The organism is Pseudorhodobacter sp. (assembly GCF_030452865.1).
Lineage (GTDB): Bacteria > Pseudomonadota > Alphaproteobacteria > Rhodobacterales > Rhodobacteraceae > Pseudorhodobacter.
In genome coordinates this window covers 1-23,682 of sequence record NZ_JAKDLJ010000010.1, presented here as the reverse complement: position 1 = coordinate 23,682, position 23,682 = coordinate 1, and the positions used below count along the sequence as shown (strand labels likewise).

Below are 23,682 nucleotides of genomic sequence, written 5' to 3'. Positions count from 1 at the left end.
CGCCCCTGTCATCGGCGTGAAGGTGCCGGGCCGGAACACTTCGATCCGGGCGGTCAGGGTGGAGGCGGATTTGGATTTTGCTGTCATGGCCGTTCCGTTTGATTTCGGAGACCATGCACGATGATTTGGGGCAGATAGACCGGAGATGATCTCCGCCGCCAAATCAGGAGCTTATCGCGCGATCATGGAACCGATTGGTCCGCCGATCAATCCTCTTCCGCATGATTGGCGCGAAATCATGCGGCAGAGTGATCCTGACAGGGGGCTAACAGGCCTTGTCGGGTTTTCACGGGTCATCCGGCGCTAGAGCTGCCTCCTGCGCCCTGTGGCGAAATCCTGCGCCATGCACAGCTCACAGCGACAACCAGTCTTCTGCATCCTCGAATATGCCGATTTCATCAGTCGCCGAGACACCGATGAACGGCCGCGCCGGGATATTGATCGCGTAGGCCGGAATTTCGACCTCGGTTTCCAGATTGGCCTTCTTCTTTTTGACAAACCGACGCCCGACGGTCCCGTTGGCATCTTTCAGGCGGTAAATCTTGGCTGAGCGCGCGGCGCGCTGGATGGCACCGCCCAATTGATGGATCGCGGCATATTCGACAGGTGTGCCGACGCGAACCTCATCATCGGTTGCTTGCCGGTTGATCGACCCCGCCAGGTTGCCGCGTGCGCGTAGAATATGAATAGGGGTCAAACCGCGCGCATTGCGGACTTTGATCGTAGCGGGCCGAAGCGGTTGCCATGGGGTGCCATCGGGACCGCTTTGGGCGCGGAAATTGTCGCTGGCGGATTTAACCAAGCGATCTCCAATGCGCGCAAACAGGGGGCCTCGGTTGTCCATCCGGTTCAGCAACGCTTGCAGCCGAGCTGTTGCATCGGCGTTGTCCAGTTCGAACTCGATTGAAATCCCAGACATATTGAAAACCTTTCCGTTTCGCGCTATGTTTAAGTTGTCGGTCGGGTGAGGCGGTGTGTGCCCTTCAAGCCTTTCCGATGCAGCGATCCGAGCACCCGGATCGCTATTTTCGTTTCCAGAGCAGCTTTCCGACCCTTTGTTTGTCGATATGGCGATAATCAGGCTTCGATCTGTTGAAGCTGGCGTAGCCTGTGACAGCACCCCATTGCTTTTGACCCACTTCATAGAGCACCTGAAGTGCGGTCTTGGGATCAACGCGGATATAGCGGCGCGTGATCATCTGTTCGACATAGTCCGGGAGGCCCAAGACAGGCACCTCTCTGAGCCCCAGCCAGATTTCATCGGGATCCATGATCGCCTCGGCCAACAGTGCCGCGTGATCGCCATGGCCGCGCTTGAGGCCTTTCCAACCGCCGGAATGCGCCCGAAAGAGGTCGTCAGAGATGACCAGCTTCTGCCCCGCCGCGTCTTGCCAGAGCTTGGCTTCACCGGGTTTCGCACCGAAGGGCTCAAGGAAGGCGCGTACATAGTCTTCCATTGGCAAGCCGGGTTGCAGTACCGTTGCGGTGAATGGCTTGGCTTTTCCAACCAGATCTGCAATCGGCTCCGGAAGGTCGATGCTGACCAGATTATGGCCGCGCAGATCACCGGTTGGCGACGCAGCCGGGTCGTTAAGCAGAGCCGACGGAACAAGACCGCGCTCCCATTGATCGCCTGGCATGTAGTCCCAGCCATAGCCGGTACCCTCGGGCAGATCGACCGTGACACCCGACGCCTCGTGGGTAAAGGGCTTGCGGACGATCTCTGGCGCTTTGTCCGGCCCCGCCTTGCCCAAACGACGAAGATCGCCGCGCGACAGACCATGCACACCGCAGCTGCAGACCCAGTCATTGGGTGGGAAATAGATGTCCCACCAAGGATCATCCCACGCCAGAACCAACCCATCCCAGCTGACATGCAGCGCGCGCGGTGATTTGGGAACGCGGGTGTCAGCGTGACGGTAGAGCCAGTAGGGTTGCAGCTTGACCAGTTCCGGGTCGCGCATCTGTTTCAGGCGACCGGCCATGTAGCTGGTGCGGATGTTGGTTTCAAAGATCGTTCGGACGCGCCAATTGCGACCGCCGTTGTAAGACCAGCCGTATTTCTCGACAATGCGATCAAATTCCGATCCAAAGGCCTTGATGTCGTAGGTCCGCGCGCCCTCGATCATGGCGGCGTGAAACTCCTCCAGCATCGCGATGTCATTTGCACCGGCCACCACGAAGGAGCGATCATGCATGCCGTGCATTGCATCGGTCCAGACCCGCGTCGGCTTCGGGCGTTTTTGCGTCAGGAAGTCAATTTGCTCGCGGAATTCCTGACGGCTGAAATCCGGCTCACCATACGCCTTCCCATCAAAGGCTTCAGCATAAACGGCTTCCCGGCCCTCCAGCGCAGCAAGCTCCATGGCTTGTCCGAGCAGCATGGCCTGCGCATCCGGGCTCCATTTGGCAGCAAGTTCCAGTAAAGCCTAGGCGGCAGCGTCGAAATCTGCGGCCTCTGTGATAGCCGCTTTGACCGCTGCTAAACGACGATTGAAGTGGGGCCCCGCCGCCGCAATCGCTTGGTCGGTAATCCGTTCGACCGACCCGCCGGGTTCCGCAAAACAAACATGCCTATGCGTCAGGCTTTTTTTTTGAGCCGGTTGCCCGCAAAACTCGTCGGGTCGCTGGCGGGATCAGCGGTGGTAAATGGATCAGCCGCTTCGGTTGGGCCAACAAAGGCAAAACGGGCGGCAACCAAGGCGGCAATGGTCTTTTCGGAAAGCCCATCGGTCAGCTCAAAGCTGGTGATGTATTCATGGGCAACGGAATCATCCTCGAACTGTGCCGCTTGCTTGACGATCAACAGAATGGCCTCATTGACGGCTTTCGCCGCTTCGGCCTTGGTCTTGCGGGTTTCGGCTGCCGCTTTGGCATTTTCGGGGCGGGTGCGGCGGATCGTCGGCACGGCAGCGCCGGGGAAGTTGTACTCGACAATCCATTGGCACAGCGTGTCGCGGAGGGTTTCGGCCTGCAAATCACCGTCGCTGTCCGCCAACACGTCGAGCTGTTCCTGGTGGACTTCACCAAGCGCACGGTTGCCGCCGCCGTCACTGACCTGCGTGGTCAGCGTCTCGCCGGTGATCCGGATCGAGATTTGCTTGTCCCAATAGGCCAAGAAGGCTTCATAACTGACCGAGCCGCTACGCGACGCTTCCAGAAACTCGATATCCGTGCCAATCGGCACCGTGATCGCCGAACTGGTGCGCACCGTCAGCAGCGTGTTCATCAGCTTGTTCTGCTCATCGCTCAACATGCCGTAGGGCGTTTTGCCGACAACCGTCGGGCCCGCAAATTTCTCAAGGAAGTGCAGCCAGAACGTGATGCCTTCGCGCTTGAACAGCACCGGCCAGAACAGGCTGGAACCAAGGCCGAGACCATAGGGATTGTTGCCCTTCACCCCGACGCGATGAACGATGAACTTGCGCGCAGGTAATGGCTCACCCTCGGCCAGTGCCGCCCAGGTCAAAAGTCGTGGCTGCCAATCTCGATCGAACACAAACCGGCGTTCATCGTGGCATTTGATCTTGATGGGCAAGATGCGATTGCCATTGCGGGCCCAGACGATTTCGGCGACGGCAAAACCCTTAAGCGTGGCTTCAAGCAAATCCTTGCAGATCTGATCGAAAGAAAGAATGTCCAGCATTTCCGTGATGAACTTCGCCGCCTCAATGTCGATCGGCTTTTCTCCGGCTGCCTCAACCTCCCAGTCACGCGAGGTCAGTGTGTTCTTACGCTTTTCCAGCAACGCCCCGGCAAGACCATCGCGCTTGATCTCGTCATAGATCGCGAGCCCCTTGCCGCCACCCTGATTGAGCAAGGTTTCATCGGAATTGCGCAGAACGCCGCTGTAAAACGGGATCGTGATATCGTTCTGAACGCTGGCAATCAGAGTGCGGGCGTCATTCGGCAGGTTTTTACGCGCGTCCTCGGCGAATGCGGTGGGCTTTGCAGGGGCGTGTTTCTTGCGACGGCTCATTCTATTCACCTTCTTGGGCTAGTGTCATCGAGACAACAAATCTCTGATTGTTCATCTCGAATGACCAAGTTGCCGTCGTGCCTGGCATTACAGTGGACATGGGCTTGAGGCGGTCGGCCATTTCCACGATCTTCAAGCCGATCACAATTGCGTCCTCTTCGTCTATCTCAGGTCTGTTCACCATCACCGACGGCCCCCCAATCGATATCCAGCCATGCGGTCAGTTCCCGGCGATGACGCCGTCTGCATCTGCCCGGCTGCACCGCCACCGGCATAAAACAGCGCATTTTGCCACAGCATGTCGAGGCAATCCGGGCCGTCATCGTGATCGGCGTTCGGCCATTGCTGAAGCTGGTCGATCAGCGTGGTGTGGGCTTGGCTGAACCGGATCAGGCCGGATTTGACCGGCGGCTGAAGACGCTCAATCCGCAGGTTCTTGTCGCCTAACGGCACGATGGGAACGCCGGAGATGCCAACCCCTTGCTTGGCGGCTTCCAACATCAGCGTGGTACGCAGGAACTCCTGGAACTGGACACTCTCGACGAACCACAACAGGCAACGATATTCGCGCTGCAAGGCGATGGTGTCAGAAATGATGATATCGGGCAGGCGCTTGCGGATTGAGGCCTCCACCACATCCATGATGCCCGTCAAGCGGTCAAGACCGCCGATCAGAATGGCCGAAGGGTCACGGCCCTTGCCGTTCTTGCCAAGCGACGGGTCAATCGCCCCGAAGTAAATCCAGTCGCGTTGCGGCTGCACCCACCACGTCAGATCATTGAAGGGATTGCCCTCGGAAATCGGCTGGTTCTGGTATTCGGTGGCAAAGGCGTCGTGACTGGCAGCGCGCTCCAGCATCAACCACAGCAGCGGCTGAATGGCAGGCCAGTTCACCACCGCAGCCTCGTCCATCTCCGCCTTGCGCGCGGCGTAGAATGCGCGGGCGGCTTCCTCGCCATCGTTGTGATAGGCTTCCTCGAACTGCTCCCACAGATCCATGCGGTGCGGCCATGTCATGATTGCCTGAAACTTGGTCAAGCGCCAAAGCTGCTTTTTCGATGCCCGCACCAAGACCGCGTCGAAATGCAGGACGGTGCCAACCCAAATGACGTGCATCGATCCGTCAGGCGGCCCGACCTTCAACGCCGCGCGCTGGATCCAGTTCTCCAACTTCTGGCGCTGCTCCGGGCTGCGCACCGCCTCGTCATTCTCGATATCGTCAAAGAACATCAAGTCGGGACGATAGGGGCCATGACGGCGACCGCGCAGTTTTTGCAACGCGCCCAGACCTTCGATCCGGATATTCTGCCGGGTGACAATCTCGCCTTCACGCCAGACGCGACCTTGGCCGCAGGCGTCAGGAAAATCGTGCTGAAGGCGTGGATTGGTTGTCAATTCGGCCTTGATCGCCTCGATCAGCAAGGCGGCTTGCGCATAGACGTCACAAACCTCCAGGCAATATCGGGTTTTGCGCATGACGATGCAATAAAGCGCCAAGCCAAGCGACAGGTGCGTCGATTTGGACGATCCACGCGGCGCGATGAACAGATCCCGCACGCCTTTGTCAGCGGCGAGGATTTCCGGCACACGCGCGAAAATAGCCTGATGAAACAGGCTTGCTGGCCCTTTGACGTAATGTGGCAGATAGGTTTCGATGAAGTATTGAAACCCATCGGGCTGTTTGATGCGTTCAAGACGCGCTGCTTTTGCAACCGGATCGGCAGGGAACGCTCCAACATTCAGCTCGATGTTGCGCGCGAAGTCGGCCGCCATATCGGCGATCTTGTCGCGGAACTCTTTGCGGCTAAGCGATGGTTTCAGATGAGGCCGTTTGCTCATGACGCATAAATTTCGGCCAGACGCTCACCGAAGGGCTCGATGATCTCCAAAATCATGGATGAGTGATGCGGGAAGTTCTCGCGCACGAAGTCCAGAAGCTTGCCCATGACGTCTTGTGCGACGCCCAACTCTGACACTTTGGGGGCAAAGCGTTTGGCTGCGGCGGCCATCTTGGTCATCGCATCCGACAGCGAGACCAGCATGCCCACCTTTTCTTGTGTGCTGTGCGAGCCGGTTTTGATCTCGTCCAGGATCGCCTGTGCCTGGATCATGAAATCCTCGACGACCGAGGAGACCACCACCTCCACGCCTTCGCCAGCGATGACATGGGCGGTGCGGGCTTTATCCCAATCATCTCCGTCTTCTTTGGCTGCCTTTTTCCAGCGACCAACCGTGGCCTCGGAAACACCGTAGGCCATGGCAATGGTCGATTGCATCATGCGGCGATAGACATAGTCGGACCGGGCTTTGCGCCGGGTATCGTCACGGGACATTGAAGCCTCCCGAAATCAGGAAGCCGATCGCACCCATGACAATTCCGCCGATCACGAGGCGGGCGATCCATGTGATGCCCGCCTTGATATCGGTCAGGGAACTCTGAATGTGCTGGCTGCGCTCTGCAGAGACTGCTGCATGCGTTTCCAGCGAGGTGAGCCGTCCATCATGTGCGTCCAGGCGCAGATGCGCCTGGGAGATGCGTTCAAGGTGGTGAGAAGGTAGATCGTTCATTTTGCCTCGGGCCATTGAATTTTCGTTGGGTCAGGCGGGATCGCCGGGCGGCGCGCCCGGAGCCATGCTCCAATGCTCGCCTGCCATCAACACGCAGGCTCTGTCAGCGGTAATGGCGACCAAGGTCCAGCTTCCCGTTGTGACGTTGGAATAGATAAGCGTGGCGACATCTGATCCTGTCATGCCAGCGCCCACCAACTCTTCGCCGTATCGCTCGGTCAGGGATTGCTTCAGTTGAATGGGATCGAAGCATCGGCTGAGCGTTTCTGCGCGCAAGCCGGTCGGCACAGCACCGAACAACGCCAGAGCGACAACGGCCGCGCCTATTCCTGACACGTCACTGACTGTTTTCGCGGACCCCAATGTCAGTCGGAAATTCGGCGCGCGCCGCTCGACCCATGCCCAAAACCCCAGCGCCAAAGGTGCCACGATCTGCCAGGCACTGACGACCCTCTGGCCGGTTGCGAGCACCTCATCGGGCGTGGACCCCGCGCCGATGGAGGTGAAGAACCCGAGCAGATCAATGCCGAGCGTGTTGAAGATCGTGATCAGGGCCGCAATGACCATCGCCCAAGTGGAGCGGGCAGCGAACAGCGGGAGCGTGGGCAACGTGATGTTGTTTGACAGACGCATCAATGGGCCTCCTTGAGCCATTGGGAAACGGTAAAGCCGGGGCAGGCTTTGGCGGCATACTCGTTGTGGCCGGAAATCCGGCGGATTTGCGTGCGCATACCAATTCCGTCCAGCACCTGGCGCAATGTGATATTTTGCGACGACGTGAAGTGATCGGAGAAGTGATCGGTTTCGGCAGACCCGGCACCGCCGAGCAGGCAAACATGAATGACGCCACTGTTGTGTCCAGCGACTCCAGCTCCGATGACGTTTTCGGGGCGACCCATCAGAACCTGCCCGCTGCGGCTGATCAACCAGTGATAGCCGATATCGTTCCAACCTCGATCCTGAACATGCCAGCGGCGGATTTCTGCCACCTGTTCAGCAAAGGATGCAGATTTCATCCAATCAGGACGTGTGGCACTGCAATGGACCACGATCTCATGAACCGGGTATTTCTGCGAGCCCTGATAGATCATTGCCGAACCCATCGGCATCAAAGAGGCGTCTGCTTGCGCGCCACCGGCGTCAAGCCAAGCCAGCGCTGCCGCGCGGGTTTTGGCCCCGTACAATCCATCAGTCGGTCCCGGCGCGAAACCGAGATCACGCAGGCCGGATTGGATCATTGAAATTGCAGCTTTTGACATTGGGCGCTCCATTGGATCGCTGGCAACATCGCGCACGCGCCGCACCGTTTAGCCCGGAGATGATCTCCGGTTGGTCATTCGTCCGGAAAAAGCGGGAGCGTTTTGAGTTCAGGCTCTGTGTTCGCCAAGTGGCGGACATGGCGTTCCGACAGGCCCAAGGCGCGGGCAATCTCTGCGCGGCTGCGGCCTTGATCTTGCAAGGCAAGGACGGCCTTGCGGCGCGTGGGACGGCGGCGACCGCCGGGCTTTGGCACATAGATCTGATTGCCACCGAAATGCTGGCACAAAGCGAGCGCATCGTCCATCCCCAACGCAACCGCGACAGGATGATCCGGTGCCGGTGATTTCGGGAATTTCAGATCCAAACCGCCGAAGGCTTGCATCAGTTTCAGTGCGGCCCGCATGCCAAGGCCAGCGCCGTGGAACTCATCCAGCGTTTCCACCATGTCAATCAGTGACAGGGGCAAGTCGTTGGCAATGACGGGCACGTGTTTCATAGTCGATGCTGCTCCGACGCTGCATCGACCTGAAGCCGCGCGTTGCGATGGACAGCCTCAAGTTTCAGGCGGCGTTGCATCGCCCTCCCCAAAAGCTCCTGGCGATAGCTTGCCAGTGTGATCAACGGCTTTCGGCCTTTGACGCGGACGGGCAAGCCAAGGCGGCGGGCGGATTGAGAAATGGTTTGACGGGCGCAGCCATAGTGATCTGCAATATCGCGCACCAAAACACCGGCAGACCAGAGTAAGCGAAGATCTTCGCCGGGGATGACTTCGCGCCGACCGTCTTTGCGCGGCGGCAAGCCGAGACCCTTGGCGCGCGACCACAAGGTTGCGCGGGCCAATCCAACCGAGGCTGCTGCCTGCGCCGAGGTCAGGCTTTGATCCAACCATGCGCGCCGAATGTCCGCATTGGGAACATGCTTATCCATTCGGCGCAGCCTTTGCCTTTGCCCGCCCGCGCGCTTCCATCTTCTTCAGCGCTTCAATTATCGGGCTCGCCTGAGCATAGGACATCATGTCAGGATCTACGATGACACCGTCCACACCGTGAGCGATGAAGCGCTTGCAAAAGGCCCGCAGGGCGGCAGGGGAGTGGTCTTTCACCTCTCCCAACCGATAGCAGTTGCGCCACAGTGCATGGATCATGCGAACATAGGGCTTCACCGACGCTGGCAGTTTTTTGCCACTGGCCTTGATGCGAAACCCGAGCCGCTTCATCTCGTCCATCACGGCGATCTTCTGCCGCTCGTTCATGTCGCGCAGGGAGGTTTTTCCGGTGATCCGGCCCAGCATCGCGCGGTAATCATCCTCGGCTATGTTCAACTGGCCTTTGGCGATATTGATGATTGCAATGGTGTTCATGCGGGCCTCCCGTCCGGAAAGCCCGCAATCGCGTCAGCCTGTCTTCTGGCACTCCGTGAGTTCATTTTCGGCCCGTCTGATCTGATCATGGACCAGTTGCAAAAGGGCCGACAGGTTGTTGGGGTCAACCAGATGCAGGTTGCCGTTGCTGATACTGCACAGTAGATCGTCGATCCCGCACAGTGCATCTCCCGCCCGGTCGAGGATTTCAGTCGCGCGTTCAGCCATTGGCGAACAGATCCGCCTGAATGGCATCCGGCGTGCCGGGCGGCAGTTGGTCGATCAGGCCGAGGTGCAGACACTCGCGTAGGGCTTGGGCGAGCTTGGGACCGGAATAGCTGCCCAAAAGGCGGATTTGATCGAAAGGCATGTTTGCCTGTGTGCCTTGGATTACCAGATAGCGGATGCGCCGCTGACTGGCTTCGATGTGAACCTTCCGCAGGGTGAACTGCATATCCGCGATCACCTGCTGTTCCATCGCGGCGAACGCGCGATGGACCACAACCGACACCTGCGCCGCTGTGTCGGTTTTTAGAACTGCCGAAATCGCGTATGCACCGGCATGGGTGAAGACCTTCGGCTCGTATCGGACCTTCATTGAAATTGCTTTTGCGGTCACAGATTGTGACCGCAAAGCGTCGATTTCGTCCTCCGTGAGGGTGAACATGAAATCCTCTGGAAACCTCACCGCGTTGCGACTTACGGCTTGATTGAGGGCCTTCGTCACAGTTCCATAGACCTCGGCTAAATCGACTGCGATCATAAACGGTGGTCGGTTGGGTAAGTTGAAAATTCGGGCCTGAACGCCCGCGATATCGAACAGTGTCGTCATGGTTTTCTCCATCGGTTACGGTTGCCGAAACGGCTCCGGGTGTTAGTAAGACTGCCGATGGACAATCCGCATGCGCCTTTGGGCCGAAGCCTTGGACATTGCACATGCCACCCGGATGAAGATTGTCTCTGATGAGACGCTCTGTCGGGGCGTAACCGCCATCGGTAGACCTGCTCGGGGTGCTTACTACGGCACGTCCGAACGCCACCAACATGAGGCAGTCCGCAAAATTTGTCAAACTGATGTTTTCACGTCGCTGCATTTCAAATCCTTTGGCTGCTCATCAGGGAATGGCCACCACGCCAAACCGACCGCCGCCCGAAACGTGCCGGACGGAGGTTTCGCAAAGGGTTTCAGGCCGCTTTCTTCGACGGCTTGAAGGTCAGCTTGCGGCTTGCCGGGATATCCACCGGCGCACCAGTCGCCGGATTGCGACCAACCCGTGCCGGACGATCCTTCACGCTGAACCGGCCAAAGCCGATCAAGCTGACAGTTTCACCGGCCTCGGCCCGTTCCGAGACCAGACCTAGAAACGCTTCGACGATTTCCTTCGCCGCCGCAGCGCTCGTCCCGGTCTTTTCGGCAGTGTCGCGAATGATGTCAGATTTAGAGACAGTTCCCATGGGTTCCTCCTGGGGGGTTATCCGGCCTGCGTCATGCTGGTCGGGTTTGGGTCAAGGGGCGGCGTGAGATGCCCCAGTGATGCGTGAAAGCTGATCCGTTCGAGCCAATGTTCGCGAGCATCGCGCCAGTCTCCGATCAGATTGGGGTTCTCGTACAAAAAGCCGATGGCCCGATCAAAGAGATCGGTCTGGGCCGGTGGTACCGGTCCGGGGAGCACATCCATGAACACCCAAATCTCCGCGAGAAACGCGACTTGGCAAGCGGTCAGCAAAGCCTCTGACCGCGAGCGCAGTGCAATGCCCCACGCCGCCGCAATCGCACGGTCGATCCGGTTTTCAGCGTTGAGTATCGCGTTTTCGACCGCCGTGCGGGTGCCAACGCGGCACAGCAGCTCGACGGAAGGATCCATGAGATCGCCCAGAAAAGCCTTATGAGCGTCATGCAACAATGCATAGGGCTGCAGATCAGGAGGGCATAGCGCCTCGACCAGCACTGAATGCGCAGCGACAGACCAAGGCTCCGGCGACCGGCCACCGAAGCGGTTGATCTTTGAAAGCGCGTCGCCAAGCTGTTGCGCCGACAGGTCTTCAGGCCGCAATACCATCAAATCAATCGTGCCGATGCAGGTGTGAAACGGGACGTTCATACCGCCCCTCACGCGTTCGCGAGATTGATGGAGACGGTCTTGAAATCCTGACGCTGATCAGAGCGATAGGAAAAACGAACGTATTCCTTTGACCCCAGCACATAGACCGCATCGCGTATGGCATCCTGCCCGCGCTGCCAGCGATCATCTTCGCTTTCGGTCTTCAGCAGAGTGTGGATGTTGGCGCGGTTGATCTGGCCAGCCTTGTCGGTGTTGAAGGCATTGGTGACGATGGAGCGCATTTCCGCGCGGGTGGAGGCGGACCATTCGTTCAGGCAGTCATCAAACAGAGCCTTTGCCGCCAACAGCTCTGGGCCATAAGCGATGTAATCCTGAATGCGGATTTCGATTTTCCAAAGCCCATCAAAGCTGCTGTAAGTCCGGTTGCCCTTTTTGCCGCCGATCCTAACCTCATACTCCTGCATCACCAGAGCATCAAAGCTGTCGAGGTTGCCAATAAGATGCGTCCGGAACCGGCGCAACTGATCGGAGAGGGCCATCGCAAAGCCGAACTCCTTGCGGACCAACTCGTCCATCAGTTTCTTGACTGGCGGAATGGTCTCGACCGCGCGCAGACCACCAGTGCCATCGCTCATGTAGGTATTTCCATGCGCCTCGATCAATCCGTCAGGGATATCGACCGGCGTGAAACTCGTCTCTTGAATGCCCATGTCAGGCCTCCTTTTGGGGTGGGTAGGTGAGGGTTTCAGGCGCTTGCGCACCCGGCTGAATGGCCACAAGGCCAAGGATGACCAGGGCAAGCGCCATGGCTTCGAGTTCTTCCGTGCTGATCAGCGTCAGGCCACGCAGGCCTTGCACATCGATCCTGCCCAAGGCGCGGGCGGCAATGGTCAGGATTTCACGTTGGGTGCGCTGATCAGACATCGCGACCCCCAACAATCCGGAGGCGCGGGTGCAAGGCGCGCGCACACAAATCCGCACGCACATAGGCTATGACGGCTTCGGCCTCATCCAACGCATCCTTTTCGGGGAAATTTGTGCAGAGAAGATAGGCGGCAGCACAGATCACCACGAGCATGCCTTCATCGGTCGGCCCGTTGCTCGCCATGGCGGCGAACATCGCCTCTGCCTCGGGAGAAAACTCATGATTTTGAATGACGTCGATTAACCTCATCGCGCAGTTACCTCCGGCTTCAGCGGACAGACCCGGCAGGCCTCCCAATGTTTCATTTTCTCATGGTTCGAGGTGGACATCGGTGCCGACGCATGGCCCCGGCAGACCTCGGCGCTGATCGATGTGCGCAGGTGAGGACAAAGAACGGCACCGCGATAGAGGCGGACGATCCGCGCGCCATGCTTGCGCGTCACCAGATCAAGGCTCTGGGCGGGATAGGAACCGCTCAAGAGCATCGACAGAGACGCGCGCGCGATGCCGCATTCACGCGACAACGCCGAGATCGTCCGGCCCTTGGCAATCTGATCGCGCAGCAATCCGATCCATTCGAGTTCAGGCAGAGCAATGTTCAACGTGGGATGCATGGGACATCCTTCCGCAGGTTGAAATCGTGAATGCCGTTCCGGCCGGGAAGCACAGACGGTGCCTTGGGTCCGGTGTATCGGTTGAGAGCGAAGAGCTTGAAGCCGTTGCTGGTCATCTTCGTGCCCGCCGCGCGCCGTGGCAGTTCAACCACATAGCCCGCCGATTTCAGACCGCGCAGATAGCGCTGCAGATTATCGGCAGGATTGCCATCACCCGGCGTTGAGGCATCAGAGACAAGGTCAGGCACCGTAAACTGGCCCCTGACGCGCATCGCGCTCCACGCCCGTTGCCGCAGGGTGTTGCGAACCAGTTGGTGACTGTCGCGTGTGCCTTTCGGGCCGGACGTGATGACTTCACCCGCCCGTGCCGCCTGCTCGCCCGCCTCGGTCAGTTGGTAGCAACCAAGCGCCATCCGGTCGAGGTAGTCTCTGCGCAGAAGATTGGCAGCTGCGTCAGAAACCTGACGGTTGGTCAGGTCCAGATCGTCTGCCAACTGATCAATGGTCAGGCACAGGCCGCCAGACAACCGCTGCAAGAGCGCGGTGGGTGCTTTTCCCGGATGATGACGATCCACCATCACATCACCGCCGGAATGCAGACCGGCTTACCGGTATTGCGGTCGTTCATGATTGCCTGACCGGCCATGTCAGCCAAAGTGATGCCCTCAGGGCCAGGGTCAATCCTCATGCCAAAGCGCTCAATATGCGCGATGGCGTCAAGGATTTCACGGTTGAATCCGCGTGAAACCCGGCAGACGAAATCTACCAGATCGGGTGCCACTTGCACTTCACAGCGACTTTCGATCAGCGCGTTGGTGTCTGCCAGATCGGCAGGTAGAAACTCAACTTTGTTCGGTGCGCGGCTCTCGATTTGTGGGAAGCGGCGCAGGTTGTCGCGCAAGGTGCCCATGCCCACAAGGATTGTCGGCAAGAACCGCAGGTCCGATATTCCTCGGATGGCCTCCATGATCTCGGCCCGGTTTGACACCAGATCGCATTCATCGATCACAAGCCCGAAAGTTTGCCCCATCAGCGATGCGCTTTGGGCGCGATCACCGAGCGTGCTGATCACGCGGGCAAACTTCTCACGCCGTCCTTTGACCGTCACAGGATCAATGGAAAGTTCGGTCAGCAGCTCTTGGATCAACCAATTGTAATCCCAGCCCTTCTGCGCGCGCAGATAGATGCTGCCCGTCTGTGCGACCCAACGGCTCAACGTCGTGGTTTTACCCAGCCCTGGCTTACCATCGACCACGACCATGCAGGCCTCAACCGCCCCGCGCTCGTTGACACGTTTCAGGGCCGCGTAAAACTTCTGGACGTTGGTAGTCTCGACAAAGTTCGGTTTCATGTTATGCTCTCAATCCTCTGGTCTGACGTTTCTTCATGATTTCAGGCAGCGGCACGGAGGAGGGTTGCAAGCGCCTCCGTGTCGATCCCTGATAGCTCCAACAGCTTTCGCGCAGTCGCATCCTTCAAACAGCCCGTAAGCACCCGGATCTGATTTGCCGTCAGATCGCCGGGATTTTGCAGTGCCCATTCCGCGAGTTCTTCGTCCGTGGCAAAGGTACGGCGACGCGGAGGGGTGGGGCGCAGGTCGGTGACGGCATCGACAGCAATCTCAACCGGGACCGGCGTGGGTTGCTCTGACAGGTCGACGAACGGCACCGGCGTGACAGCCTGCAATTCGACCATCAGGCGCTGATCACGCTCGTCCTCGATGGCCTCGACCTTGCGGCCGATACGGACAAGCTGACCTTTGGCGCGGGTGGCAATCGCCTTTTGCTCATAGGATACCGGCACGTAGCGCTCAGCGTTGCCCATGAACCGTGCCACACAGATCAAACGTCCAGGTTGGCCGGTCTCGCGGTCAAAGTCCCGCACCCAGACCCGGTCTGCCTGATGATAGTCGTAACCCACCATGACCTTCTGCCCGTGCAGGGCTTCCAGCGCGTGGTCGAAATAGTCGTTGTTGTTCCATTTGACCTGCGCGCGCCGCGCGGTGCGGATTTCGTAGGGGCGGAACAGATCATCAGCCTCGGCAGGATCAACATCCACCGCTTCGAACCCTGCGGCCACATGTGTCGCCCACGCTTCATCCGGGCTCATGTTGCGCATCCGGCCTGTTGCGGGGTCAGAAAACTTCGGCAGGCTGCTGTGCGGTTTGGCGTTGTATTCGATCACCATCCGCTCAACCAACCCGACAAAATCCTCCCACGACGGCAAGTGGCGTGATTGCCCGAATTCCTTGATTTCGCGACGGGTGATCTTGTGGACCTTTTGCCCGGCTTCCTTGTCCATCCCCTCGCCGATGAAGGTGGGCAGGCGCTTGGCCAGCGTATCCCAGACCGTCTTGTTGACGATCTCGATCCGGCCCTTGGCTTGCGATCCGTAAGGGGCCGCATGCATTTTGGTGATGTGCAACCGGCCCATCAACCCGCCCACATCAGCATCCATCGCCTCGTTGCGATAGCCCGGACCACGATCAACGTAAAAGATCGCCGGGATCCCGCAGCCGACACAGGCGTTGCGCAGAGCCTCGGCGACTGATCTCTGGTTTTCCGAACGGGCCAGCGAGGTGCCAACGATCTTGCGCGTCACCACGTCGATGACCGTGGTGATTTCGGGCCGGATCGGGCGCTTGGTGAGCGGGTCGGCGATTTCGGCGTCGAAAGTCTTGCCATCCGCCGAATAGATCGTGGTTGGCAGCATGTCTTCCGTGGTTCGGGTGACATATGCCAGGCGCGACCGCAACGTCAGCAACCCTTCGCGTCCCACCATTTTCTCGATCGGGTTGAGGCGGTGACGCACGATGTATTCGACCTGCGATTTGGTCAGTGTCATCGGCTGCACGTCGTTGCGCTTTGCGGCATCCTTGAGGTATTCGCCGTAAGCATCGACAACCGTGGGCTTTTGCGGTTTGGCATAAAAGCGCAGAAAGGCGCGAAACGCGGGCGGGATCGGGGCGTTGACACGCGGTGGCACCGGGGCCAGCGACAGCACACCTTGCCCATCACGCGCCTTGAACCAGCGCCACAAACTGCGTTCGGAGATCGCCGCGTCTTTTCCTTTGCCACGCGCGTTGGCAGCAGCCAACCGTGCAGGGTCAAGATGAAACCCGTCGGCTGCCAACAGAGCCAACGGATAGCCCAGACTGGCGACTTCGCGGTCTGTCAGGATTTCCCCGGAATCACGGCGGCGCTCAAAATCCTGACGGTCCATCCACGCTTTTTGCGCTGCCAGAAACGCACGCACCGCCCATGAACGACGTTCGCCATGTGAAAGCCCATAGCCTTCAATGGCGGTCAGCACTTCGGCCCGCGCACCCAGCACGCCGCGTGCGGTGGTCCCCAGCGCCTGCTGTTTCAGCGCAGCAACACGGCGTGCAGTGGCCTCGATCTCGGCGTCCTGCTCTGTCATCACAACCACCCGTGCAGGTTGACGATACAGCACGGCTTTCAATGCGTCAGGGATCAACGACCGGTGATATTCAACACCGGGCCGCCCGCCTTCCGGTGACAGGCGCGACCGGACCAGATCGCCACCCTGCCGGTCCCAGCCCTCGCGGGTGGCCAGATCACGGATGCTGCGTTCGGAATAGCCGGGCAGGCCGTTGGCAGATGCCACCGCCGCCAGCTCGCGCGCCGTGAAATAATCCTGATCGGGCCGGACCTGCATCAGATGCGCCCCCTCCGCTTCAGGCTGGCGATCACGCGGGCCTCCTGATCGGCCAGCACCGCGTCCAACAGCAGATCACTCCATTTTTTGGCAACCGTGACCGCGACGTGAAACTCGCGCTCCCACATGTCCGGCACATGGCCGATTTTGAGGTAATCCAGTGCCTCCGCCACATTGTCGGGACGTTCCGGCCCAAAGATCAGGTCAAGCACCCGCTCTTGCTGTGGGATTTTCAGCGCGGCAAGTGCCTTCAATTCGGTTTGCTTGGCCGCCAGCGGCGTTCCGGGCAGGCGGCGACGTGAAGCCGGGGACAGACCCTTCCAGATCATGACCGCCAGTTTGATCGACCGTGTGGATAGGCCGGTTTTCTCGGCAGTCGCTTTGCTGAACCCGAAGATTTGCGGGGCATCGGAGGAAAGGGGCAAAGTTTGCCCCTTTGGTGACGCCTTGCCATGCGCGGTCTGCGGATACATCCGCTCCCAGACCTGCTTCAGCTCATACAGATGCTGGCAGCGGTCCAACGCGATCAACTCATTGCGGCCAAGGTTTTCCATCACCTCTTCCAGCCGTGCCGCATCATCGGACGTGGCCGCGCTGATCATCGCAGGGATGCTGTCCGCGCCCATCAGGCGCATCGCTTCCAGCCGGTGCAGACCGGCGACGAGGCGATACGTTTCGCCCACAATCCGCACCGTAATCGGGTTCAGCAGGCCTTGCTGCGAAATGATCCCGGCCAGCGCTTCGGCCCATGCAGGGTCAAAGCTGCGCGCGCGTTTGGCGGCGTCGGTCTGGATCATCTCCAGCGGCAGGGTCTTGAATGTAGTCTTCATGCTTTACAGGCCATTTCCAAAGGTGCGATACTTGCGCTGCCGGGCGATGCGACAACATCGCCCGACAGCTTCATCCCCAACTGCAACCACCAATCGAGGACGATACGAATGACTGAAAGAAAACCGCCTTCGCGCGACCCGAACCCCGGCTTCGGCGTCGGAACCAGACAGCCAACGCGCGAGATCGAAATACCAATGCCGTCAAGCGTTTCCGGCCCAAGTGGTGCGGGCGCGACAGTCGGCACACGACAACCGACGCCACCTCCGGCACCGCCACCCATTAGGAAGAAATAGCCATGACCCAAGACCGCGACAGCATCAGGTTCAACGCTCTCCGCAACGCTCTCTACCACACGGCGCGCCGCCGCTCGCTTGAGCGGTTCAGCCGGGTTTTCAACTTCCTGATTGTGGTCTTGGGAGCAACGGCGGTCAGTAGTGTCGCAGTGCAGTTTCACTTGCCCAGCTATCTTATTGGCTTGGCCATCGCCGTTATCGGGGCCTTGCAGCTTGTGTTCGACTTTGGCCGTCAGGCCCGCGACCATCAGGTGCTTCAGCGCGACTATTACGCCCTGCTGGCCGACGTCGAAGCCAATGTCGACCCCACGCCAGCCGATCTCGCGACCTTCTCCAGTCGCATGATCCGCATTACCGCCGACGAACCGCCAACGTACCGTGCCATCGACAGCAAGGCTTACAACGACGCAATCGACGGTCTCGGCACCCATGCAGCGGGCGAGCGGCTTCATATCCCGCTTCTGCATCGCATATTCGGCGGCATGTTTGCCTTTGACGGCTACGGATACCGAAAGCGCGTAGAGATCGAGACAGGTCAGATCGCGCGCGGCTGATCCGCCCCCCATCACCTTACCACCTCCAGCAAAGCATCCGCGCCCGTGGGCAGACCCGCCCCGGCAAGCATCCAGAACCCGGCAAACAGCAGGGCAAACAGCGCCACCGCGCCGATCACGTCCTCGGCCAACACCCAGGCGGTGCGCAGGGAGCAGGCTGCACACCGCCGGGCGGGCTCACGCGCGGGCGGACAGGCAGCCGCCCTGCGGAACTCTTGAAACTCATGGGCCATCACAGCACCTCTCTATGCGGGAATTTCGCCACCGGCACCGGATCGGTCCCGCTGTAATCAATGAAGGTTGCAATCGCCTCGCGGCCCGCCTGCTGATGCGCTTCGGCCACCAGAAACCCCTGCAACAACCGCAGCGATGCACAAAGTCGCGACAGCGTTTCGGCGTCAGGGCGAACCCCGCCCGACAGCAGCGCCAGAACCTCACCCAGATCAGCCGCCGACCGGCGCAAGCCAGTGGAAGACGTGTCCTGACGCGGGAACGCCCGCACCGGGCCGTTCATCCGAGCCTCCGGCGCACTTCGTCGGCATGTTCCAGCAGCTGCTTTTCATAGACATGGCGCACAAAGCTGACACCTGCTGCGTCGATCATCCGGGCCAGAATGTCCCACCCGTTCGGCCCGCGTGACTGCCCGAAGGTTGCCTGCCGCGCGCTGGTCACGATCACCTTGTTGTCCCGGCACCACGCCTCGAACGAAGACCCCTTGGCGCGGAACGCACCGATGATCGCTTCGTGCAAGAACGGTCCGGGCTGGAAAATGAAATCCTGCCGTGTCATGGGAACATAAGGCACGCGGACCGTTGCTTCCGTTGACAACTCGGCAGACGAACCAACGGGTTCATCGGCTGAAACCTTTGTGGCAACTTCGGCCATCGCCAATAGTATGGTCGGCTCTGCGGCTACGACGCGCTTGCGGAACAACCCGAACATCATGCGGCCCCTTTTTTCAGATCAATGACGTGGGCCTTCATCCGCGTCATGTAAGCGGCCCGAACGATATCGGCACCTGCCGCCGCGATCATCTTCGCCAACAGCGCCTTGCCTTTGGGGCCACGCGATTGCCCGAAGGTTGCATGCCGCGCCGAGTTGGGCGGAACCTTGTTTTCGGCGCACCAAGCTTCGAAGCCTTTGCCCGATGCGCGGAACGCACCGACAATAGCCTCGTGAAGGATGGCTCCAGGCTGATAAGTAATTTCTTGCATTTGCGCGCTTTTCTTGGATGGTTGTCATTCGTAGACTCAATGGAAGATTAGGCACACATTTGTTGACTGTCAACACCAAAGGTGAACGATTGTCTACCTTTTCGGGTAGGCTTCGCGCGGAGCGCGAGCGAATGCTGTTAAGTCAATCGGCATTTGGCGAGGCCTGCGGCGTCGGAAAGAACAGTCAGATCAACTATGAAAGTGAAAAACGGTCACCAGACAGCAGCTATCTAATAGCGGCGGCGGAACTGGGTGCCGACATTCTCTACATCCTCACGGGTGAGCGTAGCGCGAAGAGCTTGCCTGGCCTCGTCTCCATGCCCTCCTTCGATGATCCCTCAGATTTCGCCCCGATCCGGGTTTACGATGCTGAGCTGGCGGCGGGCGACGGCGCAACGAATGGTGATGCGGCCATGATCGGACATCTGGCCTTTCGCCGCGACTGGCTCAAGCGCCTCGGCGTTTCGGCCAGCGCAGCCATCATCGCCCGCGCGCGCGGTGACAGCATGGCTCCCACGTTTCACGATGGTGATGTTGTGCTCATCGACCAAGGCCGCGCCCAGCCTCCGGCCAAACCGCGCGCGCCCGAAGATCAGCGCGCACCTGCGATCTATGCCATTCTCGATGATGGTCAGGCACGCATCAAGCGCCTTGCCTTCGCCACGTCTGATACCCTCGCCGTGCTTTCAGACAACCCGATTTTTCCACCCGAATTTCGCCCGCTCCAGTCATTAACCATCCTCGGTCAAGTGATGTGGTGGGGACATACAAATCACAGTTGAAATGGGAAACCTTATCATGCGCCACCAACTTGCGTTTGCGATATGTATGTTGATGTTCGGTTGCGTGGGTGGCGTGGCAGATAACACCTCATCAGACGTGCACACTCTACTGACACAAGAGCGGGAACTAGACCGCCGCTGTCGAGGGACAGAGGGGGCGTCAAACCCCGCTGTTTGTGACGAACGAAATGCAATGAGCAAAAGGCTTAATGAACTCGGCCAGTGTTACGGACGAAAGGGGGAATATGGCTATCAGAACGAGTGGCATGTCTGTGGCCCCACCTCTATTCGAGTGAAGTAACGGTTTGATCACGGGACTACTGCATCGAAATTTTTCACTTTATAGGATGCCATGATGTCAGACCCTGATCCCAAGCCAAAACCTTCATACCTGGACCGCAGAATGGCGTTTGGCGAAGTGTCGTCCGAGGCAGCACAGGCCGCTTTCCGGCGGAGCATCCTCGACGAGGCTGATTGCCCCATTTGCCGCAACAAAGGACTGATGCAGTTTAACCTGCGAGGGCAGCCCGAAGATGGTGGGGATGATACTTTGGTGTTCGGGCTGCCTGTGATCGTGCCGGGTCGCCTCGACCTGCTGTCGGTTGGCGCGCTCATAGTGGGCATGTGCCCGAATTGTGGCTATCTGGCGCATTTCATGGACAGCGTGGTGGCTGCTCGGCATGACGTGACAGAAGAGATGAAAGATGAGTGAGGTAAAGGACTTTCCGATACCACCCATCGTTCAACAGCGCCTCGATGAAATTAGCGCTTCCACAAAGGGCAGCGGCGGTGGTAATTCTGGCGATATGGAACAGCGCATCACCCGTCTGGAAGTTAAATTGGACAAGGTCGATGACCGATTGCGCGGTGTCGAGATTGGCCTCGCAACATTGACAGAACGGGTGGGGCACCTGCCCAGCAAGGGCTTCATAGTCTCTGCGTTGCTGGCCAGCCTTGCCGTTGTCACTGCGCTGATATTGTTTCAGAAACAGATCATGATGCTTCTGTTCCTGAATTAGACGCGACGCGCGGGCGTGTTCTACCTCGACCCGCCCTATTGGGGTAATGAGGGCGATTATGGCAAGGATATGTTCGACCGCGCGGCCTTCGCCCGAATGGCTGCGCAGCTCGCGCAGATGAAGGGCCGGTTCCTGCTCTCTATCAACGACGTGCCAGATATTCGCGCGCTGTTTACCTGGGCAAAGATCGAACCGGTGACCACTACCTATTCCATCAGCAACCATGCTGGAACCGGAACATCGCGCGCCGAACTCCTGATCTCAAACTTCGCGCTGCCGGGTGTCAGGAATGCCCCCAACGTCGCCAAAACCTGACACGCCGACTGCCGAAACCCCCCTCTGTTTTTCGGCAGTCTCAATTCTGTGTTAGGCATTGATTTCGCGTCACAATATCACATCCCGAAAACGAAACAGGGGTTTCGGCAAGTAGCTGCCGAAACCCCCCAATTTTCACCACGCCATTTTCCGCGCATATTTGCACTTTCACCCACATCGCCCCGCGCGCCGACAGCCAAAACCCTAACACTGTCAGGATGTTAGTCCCTGCACACAAATGCGCGTTACATGTCGATCAGATGCGCGCCCAATCGCTCAGTACACGCCCATCATCGCGCATTTTCAGCCACCTCCCCGCAACACATAAAACGCAGAGGTTTGCCGCTTATTCACACTTCTTCAACAGCTTACACACTCTTCTGGGGGTTTCGGCAGTACTGACAAAGTTACCACCCCCCTACAGAATCAATACAAAAAAATTCGTAGTGTATCGTATTGTATGCGATTGAAACGTGTTGAGTTGCGTTTTCCAAAAAAAAAGCGAATCTCGCTAACATATTGAAAGATATAGGAAATTTGGTGCACCCGGAGCGATTCGAACGCCCGACCCTCAGATTCGTAGTCTGATGCTCTATCCAGCTGAGCTACGGGTGCGTATTGGAGGCGATGTAACGTCCTGCGCCGGGCAATGCAAGAGGCGAATATCGCTCTATGATCAGCTTTTGGAAAGTTGCTCGGCAAAGCCGTCGGATTTCGGCAGACGGATCATGAACTCCGTTCCTGCCTCATCGCTGCGCAGCAATTCGAGCCGGCCGCCATGCCCGCGCACCAGTTCAAAAGCAATCGCCAACCCCAGACCGGAGCCGCCTTTACGGGCACTGCCCTGAAACGCGGTGAAAAGATGTTCGCGGGCTTTTGGCGGCAAGCCGGGCCCGGTATCGCCAACCTTGATCCACCATTCTGCCTCACTCTCCCCGCCGGAAACCTCGATGAAACCGTCACTCGCAGCCGCCTCGATCGCCTGTGCCGCGTTGCGCATGAGATTTGCCAATACGCGGTAAAGCTGTTCCGGGTCCGCCCGGAGAGTCAAACCGGCTGGCACATCGACCAAACATGTAACTCCCGGTCGGTCCCCAAGCGCTTCTGCCTCAATCAATTCCTCAATCAAGGGCCGCAGCGGCAGTCGGATCAAACGTGGCGGCGGCTCTTCAGCCTTGCCAAATGCCAACGTCGATTCACACAGGGAAACCGCACGGGTGATGGAGGCAATCAGCTTCGGCGCAATCCTCGCCACAACAGGATCAGTGCTACGCTCGATCCGGTCAGCAAAAAGCTGCGCCGTGGTCAGAATGTTGCGCAGATCATGGCTGATCTTCGCAACAGCGGAGCCCAATTGCGCCAATCGCTCCTTTTGACGCAACGCGCCAGTCATGTGGTTTTGCAGGCTTTGCAACGCTTCCTCCGCCTCGCGCAACTCAACCACGCGGGAGGTCGGCGCTATCACCCGGCGCGCGTCTTCCGGTGCTTCGGCGTAATACGCCATATGCTGAACTACACTGCGGATTGGCAGCACCAACAACCGCTGCACTGCCAGAAACAACAGCCCCGCCGTAACGACAGAAATCAGCGCGGACAGCCCCAGGATATGCAGGCCATAGGTAAACATCGCCTGCCGCAAAGGCCCGGTCCGCATCGTCACCTCAATCAGGGATCCGGCGTCCTGCACCGGATTGCCCAGCACCCTGATCGCATGATCCTGATCGTCGAACAGCACCACCAATGCGTCCCGGATCAACAGGAGCGGCGTCGAATTGCGCAAATCATAGGTCGCCGCGATTGCATCTGTCACCGGGGACGACAGGATCAACTGCCGGATCTGGTCACGCCACAGGATCACGTTCAATACCCCGGCATTCGCCAGCAGTTCCTTCTCAAGCGACTCGCTGATCATGCCATCGGTCGCGAGCAGCGCCAATGACGCAATCTGCGCCTTTTCCAACCGCAACAAAAGGTAGTCTTCGCGAAACCGCGCCAGCGATGGCACCAGAATCAGGACTTCGGCCAGCATGACAAATGCCACGGTCAGGATCAGAAACCGTCCCGACAGCGTATTCAATATCCGCAGCCGCTTCACCCCAGTGTTCTTGCCCTTGTTCATCTGTTCAAAAATATCCTCGGGAGGGGTCCGGGGGGGGCAGACGGCCCACCCCCGCCGTCAACACACCCAGCACAAAACCGTATGTGGCGGGGCACCCGCCCGCCCACA

The 23,682-nt window shown here is 58.9% G+C and carries 33 protein-coding genes, 1 tRNA gene, 1 other RNA gene and 1 pseudogene; 5 read left to right on the top strand and 31 right to left on the bottom strand.

Translation table 11 applies throughout. The annotated features are described in order from the left end of the window. Nucleotides 1-352: 352 nt before the first annotated feature. The 25 genes from L0H65_RS01635 to L0H65_RS01515 form a co-directional block, all read right to left on the bottom strand. The gene (locus tag L0H65_RS01635) at nt 353-919 is read right to left on the bottom strand and encodes a phage virion morphogenesis protein (RefSeq protein ID WP_301457019.1); all 567 of its coding nucleotides are present in this window, start codon (nt 917-919) and stop codon (nt 353-355) included. A 103-nt stretch (nt 920-1,022) separates the two neighbouring features. Beyond that, complete coding sequence (locus L0H65_RS01630) at nt 1,023-2,384, bottom strand: PBECR2 nuclease fold domain-containing protein (RefSeq protein WP_301457018.1); 1,362 nt, start codon at nt 2,382-2,384, stop codon at nt 1,023-1,025. A gap of 197 nt (nt 2,385-2,581) precedes the next feature. Next, a complete protein-coding gene (locus L0H65_RS01625) occupies nt 2,582-3,979 on the bottom strand; it encodes a DUF935 domain-containing protein (RefSeq protein WP_301457017.1) in 1,398 nt (465 codons plus the stop codon). Between the two features lie 183 nt (nt 3,980-4,162). Beyond that, on the bottom strand, nt 4,163-5,818 hold the full coding sequence (terL, locus tag L0H65_RS01620; RefSeq protein ID WP_301457016.1) for a phage terminase large subunit: 1,656 nt from the start codon (nt 5,816-5,818) through the stop codon (nt 4,163-4,165). Beyond that, complete coding sequence (locus L0H65_RS01615) at nt 5,815-6,312, bottom strand: DUF1804 family protein (RefSeq protein WP_301457015.1); 498 nt, start codon at nt 6,310-6,312, stop codon at nt 5,815-5,817. Before L0H65_RS01615 ends, terL begins: the two co-directional genes overlap by 4 nt. Continuing rightward, complete coding sequence (locus tag L0H65_RS01610) at nt 6,302-6,562, bottom strand: hemolysin XhlA family protein (protein ID WP_301457014.1); 261 nt, start codon at nt 6,560-6,562, stop codon at nt 6,302-6,304. Before L0H65_RS01610 ends, L0H65_RS01615 begins: the two co-directional genes overlap by 11 nt. 15 nt (nt 6,563-6,577) lie before the next feature. Further along, nucleotides 6,578-7,180, bottom strand: coding sequence for a hypothetical protein (locus L0H65_RS01605; RefSeq protein ID WP_301457013.1), 603 nt, complete (start codon nt 7,178-7,180; stop codon nt 6,578-6,580). Beyond that, the gene (locus L0H65_RS01600; protein ID WP_301457012.1) at nt 7,180-7,806 is read right to left on the bottom strand and encodes an N-acetylmuramoyl-L-alanine amidase; all 627 of its coding nucleotides are present in this window, start codon (nt 7,804-7,806) and stop codon (nt 7,180-7,182) included. Before L0H65_RS01600 ends, L0H65_RS01605 begins: the two co-directional genes overlap by 1 nt. A gap of 74 nt (nt 7,807-7,880) precedes the next feature. Then, nucleotides 7,881-8,303, bottom strand: coding sequence for a Mor transcription activator family protein (locus L0H65_RS01595; RefSeq protein ID WP_301457011.1), 423 nt, complete (start codon nt 8,301-8,303; stop codon nt 7,881-7,883). Next, the gene (locus L0H65_RS01590; RefSeq protein WP_301457010.1) at nt 8,300-8,734 is read right to left on the bottom strand and encodes a hypothetical protein; all 435 of its coding nucleotides are present in this window, start codon (nt 8,732-8,734) and stop codon (nt 8,300-8,302) included. Before L0H65_RS01590 ends, L0H65_RS01595 begins: the two co-directional genes overlap by 4 nt. Next, a complete protein-coding gene (locus tag L0H65_RS01585) occupies nt 8,727-9,167 on the bottom strand; it encodes a regulatory protein GemA (RefSeq protein ID WP_301457009.1) in 441 nt (146 codons plus the stop codon). The genes L0H65_RS01590 and L0H65_RS01585 overlap by 8 nt, the downstream gene beginning before the upstream one ends. Nucleotides 9,168-9,200: 33 nt before the next feature. Beyond that, nucleotides 9,201-9,395: a hypothetical protein gene (locus L0H65_RS01580; RefSeq protein ID WP_301457008.1), complete on the bottom strand. Its 195-nt coding sequence runs from the start codon at nt 9,393-9,395 to the stop codon at nt 9,201-9,203. Beyond that, nucleotides 9,388-9,999, bottom strand: coding sequence for an ORF6N domain-containing protein (locus L0H65_RS01575; protein WP_301457007.1), 612 nt, complete (start codon nt 9,997-9,999; stop codon nt 9,388-9,390). The genes L0H65_RS01580 and L0H65_RS01575 overlap by 8 nt, the downstream gene beginning before the upstream one ends. 270 nt (nt 10,000-10,269) lie before the next feature. Then, nucleotides 10,270-10,346: hammerhead ribozyme type II (locus L0H65_RS01570), an RNA gene on the bottom strand. A 6-nt stretch (nt 10,347-10,352) separates the two neighbouring features. Continuing rightward, nucleotides 10,353-10,622: an HU family DNA-binding protein gene (locus tag L0H65_RS01565; RefSeq protein WP_301457006.1), complete on the bottom strand. Its 270-nt coding sequence runs from the start codon at nt 10,620-10,622 to the stop codon at nt 10,353-10,355. A gap of 17 nt (nt 10,623-10,639) precedes the next feature. Continuing rightward, the gene (locus L0H65_RS01560; RefSeq protein WP_301457005.1) at nt 10,640-11,269 is read right to left on the bottom strand and encodes a hypothetical protein; all 630 of its coding nucleotides are present in this window, start codon (nt 11,267-11,269) and stop codon (nt 10,640-10,642) included. 8 nt (nt 11,270-11,277) lie between these two features. Beyond that, complete coding sequence (locus L0H65_RS01555) at nt 11,278-11,940, bottom strand: DUF3164 family protein (protein ID WP_301457004.1); 663 nt, start codon at nt 11,938-11,940, stop codon at nt 11,278-11,280. 1 nt (nt 11,941) lies between these two features. Continuing rightward, nucleotides 11,942-12,154 (bottom strand): hypothetical protein, encoded by a 213-nt coding sequence (locus tag L0H65_RS01550; RefSeq protein ID WP_301457003.1) that lies wholly within the window; start codon nt 12,152-12,154, stop codon nt 11,942-11,944. Beyond that, the gene (locus L0H65_RS01545; RefSeq protein ID WP_301457002.1) at nt 12,147-12,404 is read right to left on the bottom strand and encodes a hypothetical protein; all 258 of its coding nucleotides are present in this window, start codon (nt 12,402-12,404) and stop codon (nt 12,147-12,149) included. The genes L0H65_RS01550 and L0H65_RS01545 overlap by 8 nt, the downstream gene beginning before the upstream one ends. Next, nucleotides 12,401-12,769 carry a hypothetical protein gene (locus L0H65_RS01540; protein WP_301457001.1) on the bottom strand — a complete coding sequence of 123 codons (369 nt, stop codon included), beginning with the start codon at nt 12,767-12,769 and terminating at the stop codon, nt 12,401-12,403. The genes L0H65_RS01545 and L0H65_RS01540 overlap by 4 nt, the downstream gene beginning before the upstream one ends. Then, nucleotides 12,754-13,347, bottom strand: a complete 594-nt coding sequence (locus tag L0H65_RS01535; RefSeq protein ID WP_301457000.1) for a hypothetical protein — start codon at nt 13,345-13,347, stop codon at nt 12,754-12,756. The genes L0H65_RS01540 and L0H65_RS01535 overlap by 16 nt, the downstream gene beginning before the upstream one ends. Then, nucleotides 13,347-14,120 carry an AAA family ATPase gene (locus L0H65_RS01530; RefSeq protein WP_301456999.1) on the bottom strand — a complete coding sequence of 258 codons (774 nt, stop codon included), beginning with the start codon at nt 14,118-14,120 and terminating at the stop codon, nt 13,347-13,349. Before L0H65_RS01530 ends, L0H65_RS01535 begins: the two co-directional genes overlap by 1 nt. Nucleotides 14,121-14,161: 41 nt before the next feature. Continuing rightward, nucleotides 14,162-16,447, bottom strand: coding sequence for a Mu transposase C-terminal domain-containing protein (locus L0H65_RS01525; protein WP_301456998.1), 2,286 nt, complete (start codon nt 16,445-16,447; stop codon nt 14,162-14,164). After that, a complete protein-coding gene (locus L0H65_RS01520; RefSeq protein WP_301456997.1) occupies nt 16,447-17,277 on the bottom strand; it encodes a ParB N-terminal domain-containing protein in 831 nt (276 codons plus the stop codon). Before L0H65_RS01520 ends, L0H65_RS01525 begins: the two co-directional genes overlap by 1 nt. Next, a complete protein-coding gene (locus L0H65_RS01515) occupies nt 17,274-17,558 on the bottom strand; it encodes a hypothetical protein (protein WP_301456996.1) in 285 nt (94 codons plus the stop codon). Before L0H65_RS01515 ends, L0H65_RS01520 begins: the two co-directional genes overlap by 4 nt. Before the next feature lie 15 nt (nt 17,559-17,573). Between L0H65_RS01515 and L0H65_RS01510 the strand changes: the two genes are divergently transcribed. Then, nucleotides 17,574-18,125: a hypothetical protein gene (locus L0H65_RS01510; protein WP_301456995.1), complete on the top strand. Its 552-nt coding sequence runs from the start codon at nt 17,574-17,576 to the stop codon at nt 18,123-18,125. Nucleotides 18,126-18,136: 11 nt separating this feature from the next. Here L0H65_RS01510 and L0H65_RS01505 read toward each other — a convergent pair whose 3' ends face one another. Genes L0H65_RS01505 through L0H65_RS01490 form a run of 4 tightly spaced genes read right to left on the bottom strand, consistent with a single transcriptional unit; the run spans nt 18,137 to nt 19,339 of the window. After that, the gene (locus L0H65_RS01505; RefSeq protein ID WP_301456994.1) at nt 18,137-18,358 is read right to left on the bottom strand and encodes a hypothetical protein; all 222 of its coding nucleotides are present in this window, start codon (nt 18,356-18,358) and stop codon (nt 18,137-18,139) included. After that, nucleotides 18,358-18,639, bottom strand: coding sequence for a hypothetical protein (locus L0H65_RS01500; RefSeq protein WP_301456993.1), 282 nt, complete (start codon nt 18,637-18,639; stop codon nt 18,358-18,360). Before L0H65_RS01500 ends, L0H65_RS01505 begins: the two co-directional genes overlap by 1 nt. Continuing rightward, complete coding sequence (locus L0H65_RS01495; protein WP_301456992.1) at nt 18,636-19,067, bottom strand: hypothetical protein; 432 nt, start codon at nt 19,065-19,067, stop codon at nt 18,636-18,638. The genes L0H65_RS01500 and L0H65_RS01495 overlap by 4 nt, the downstream gene beginning before the upstream one ends. Next, on the bottom strand, nt 19,067-19,339 hold the full coding sequence (locus tag L0H65_RS01490) for a hypothetical protein (protein WP_301456991.1): 273 nt from the start codon (nt 19,337-19,339) through the stop codon (nt 19,067-19,069). The genes L0H65_RS01495 and L0H65_RS01490 overlap by 1 nt, the downstream gene beginning before the upstream one ends. Before the next feature lie 62 nt (nt 19,340-19,401). Between L0H65_RS01490 and L0H65_RS01485 the strand changes: the two genes are divergently transcribed. The 4 genes and pseudogenes from L0H65_RS01485 to L0H65_RS01470 form a co-directional block, all read left to right on the top strand. After that, nucleotides 19,402-20,121, top strand: coding sequence for an XRE family transcriptional regulator (locus tag L0H65_RS01485; RefSeq protein ID WP_301456990.1), 720 nt, complete (start codon nt 19,402-19,404; stop codon nt 20,119-20,121). 403 nt (nt 20,122-20,524) lie between these two features. Next, a complete protein-coding gene (locus L0H65_RS01480) occupies nt 20,525-20,833 on the top strand; it encodes a hypothetical protein (protein ID WP_301456989.1) in 309 nt (102 codons plus the stop codon). Continuing rightward, nucleotides 20,826-21,140 carry a hypothetical protein gene (locus tag L0H65_RS01475; protein WP_301456988.1) on the top strand — a complete coding sequence of 105 codons (315 nt, stop codon included), beginning with the start codon at nt 20,826-20,828 and terminating at the stop codon, nt 21,138-21,140. Before L0H65_RS01480 ends, L0H65_RS01475 begins: the two co-directional genes overlap by 8 nt. Before the next feature lie 15 nt (nt 21,141-21,155). Then, nucleotides 21,156-21,455 (top strand): annotated as a pseudogene (locus L0H65_RS01470) (hypothetical protein); the annotation flags it as partial. 538 nt (nt 21,456-21,993) lie between these two features. Here the strand turns inward: L0H65_RS01470 and L0H65_RS01465 are convergent. Together L0H65_RS01465 and L0H65_RS01460 are read right to left on the bottom strand one after the other, a co-directional pair. Next, nucleotides 21,994-22,070: transfer RNA gene (locus L0H65_RS01465), tRNA-Arg, on the bottom strand. A 61-nt stretch (nt 22,071-22,131) separates the two neighbouring features. Further along, nucleotides 22,132-23,574, bottom strand: coding sequence for a HAMP domain-containing sensor histidine kinase (locus L0H65_RS01460; RefSeq protein WP_301456987.1), 1,443 nt, complete (start codon nt 23,572-23,574; stop codon nt 22,132-22,134). Nucleotides 23,575-23,682: the final 108 nt, after the last annotated feature.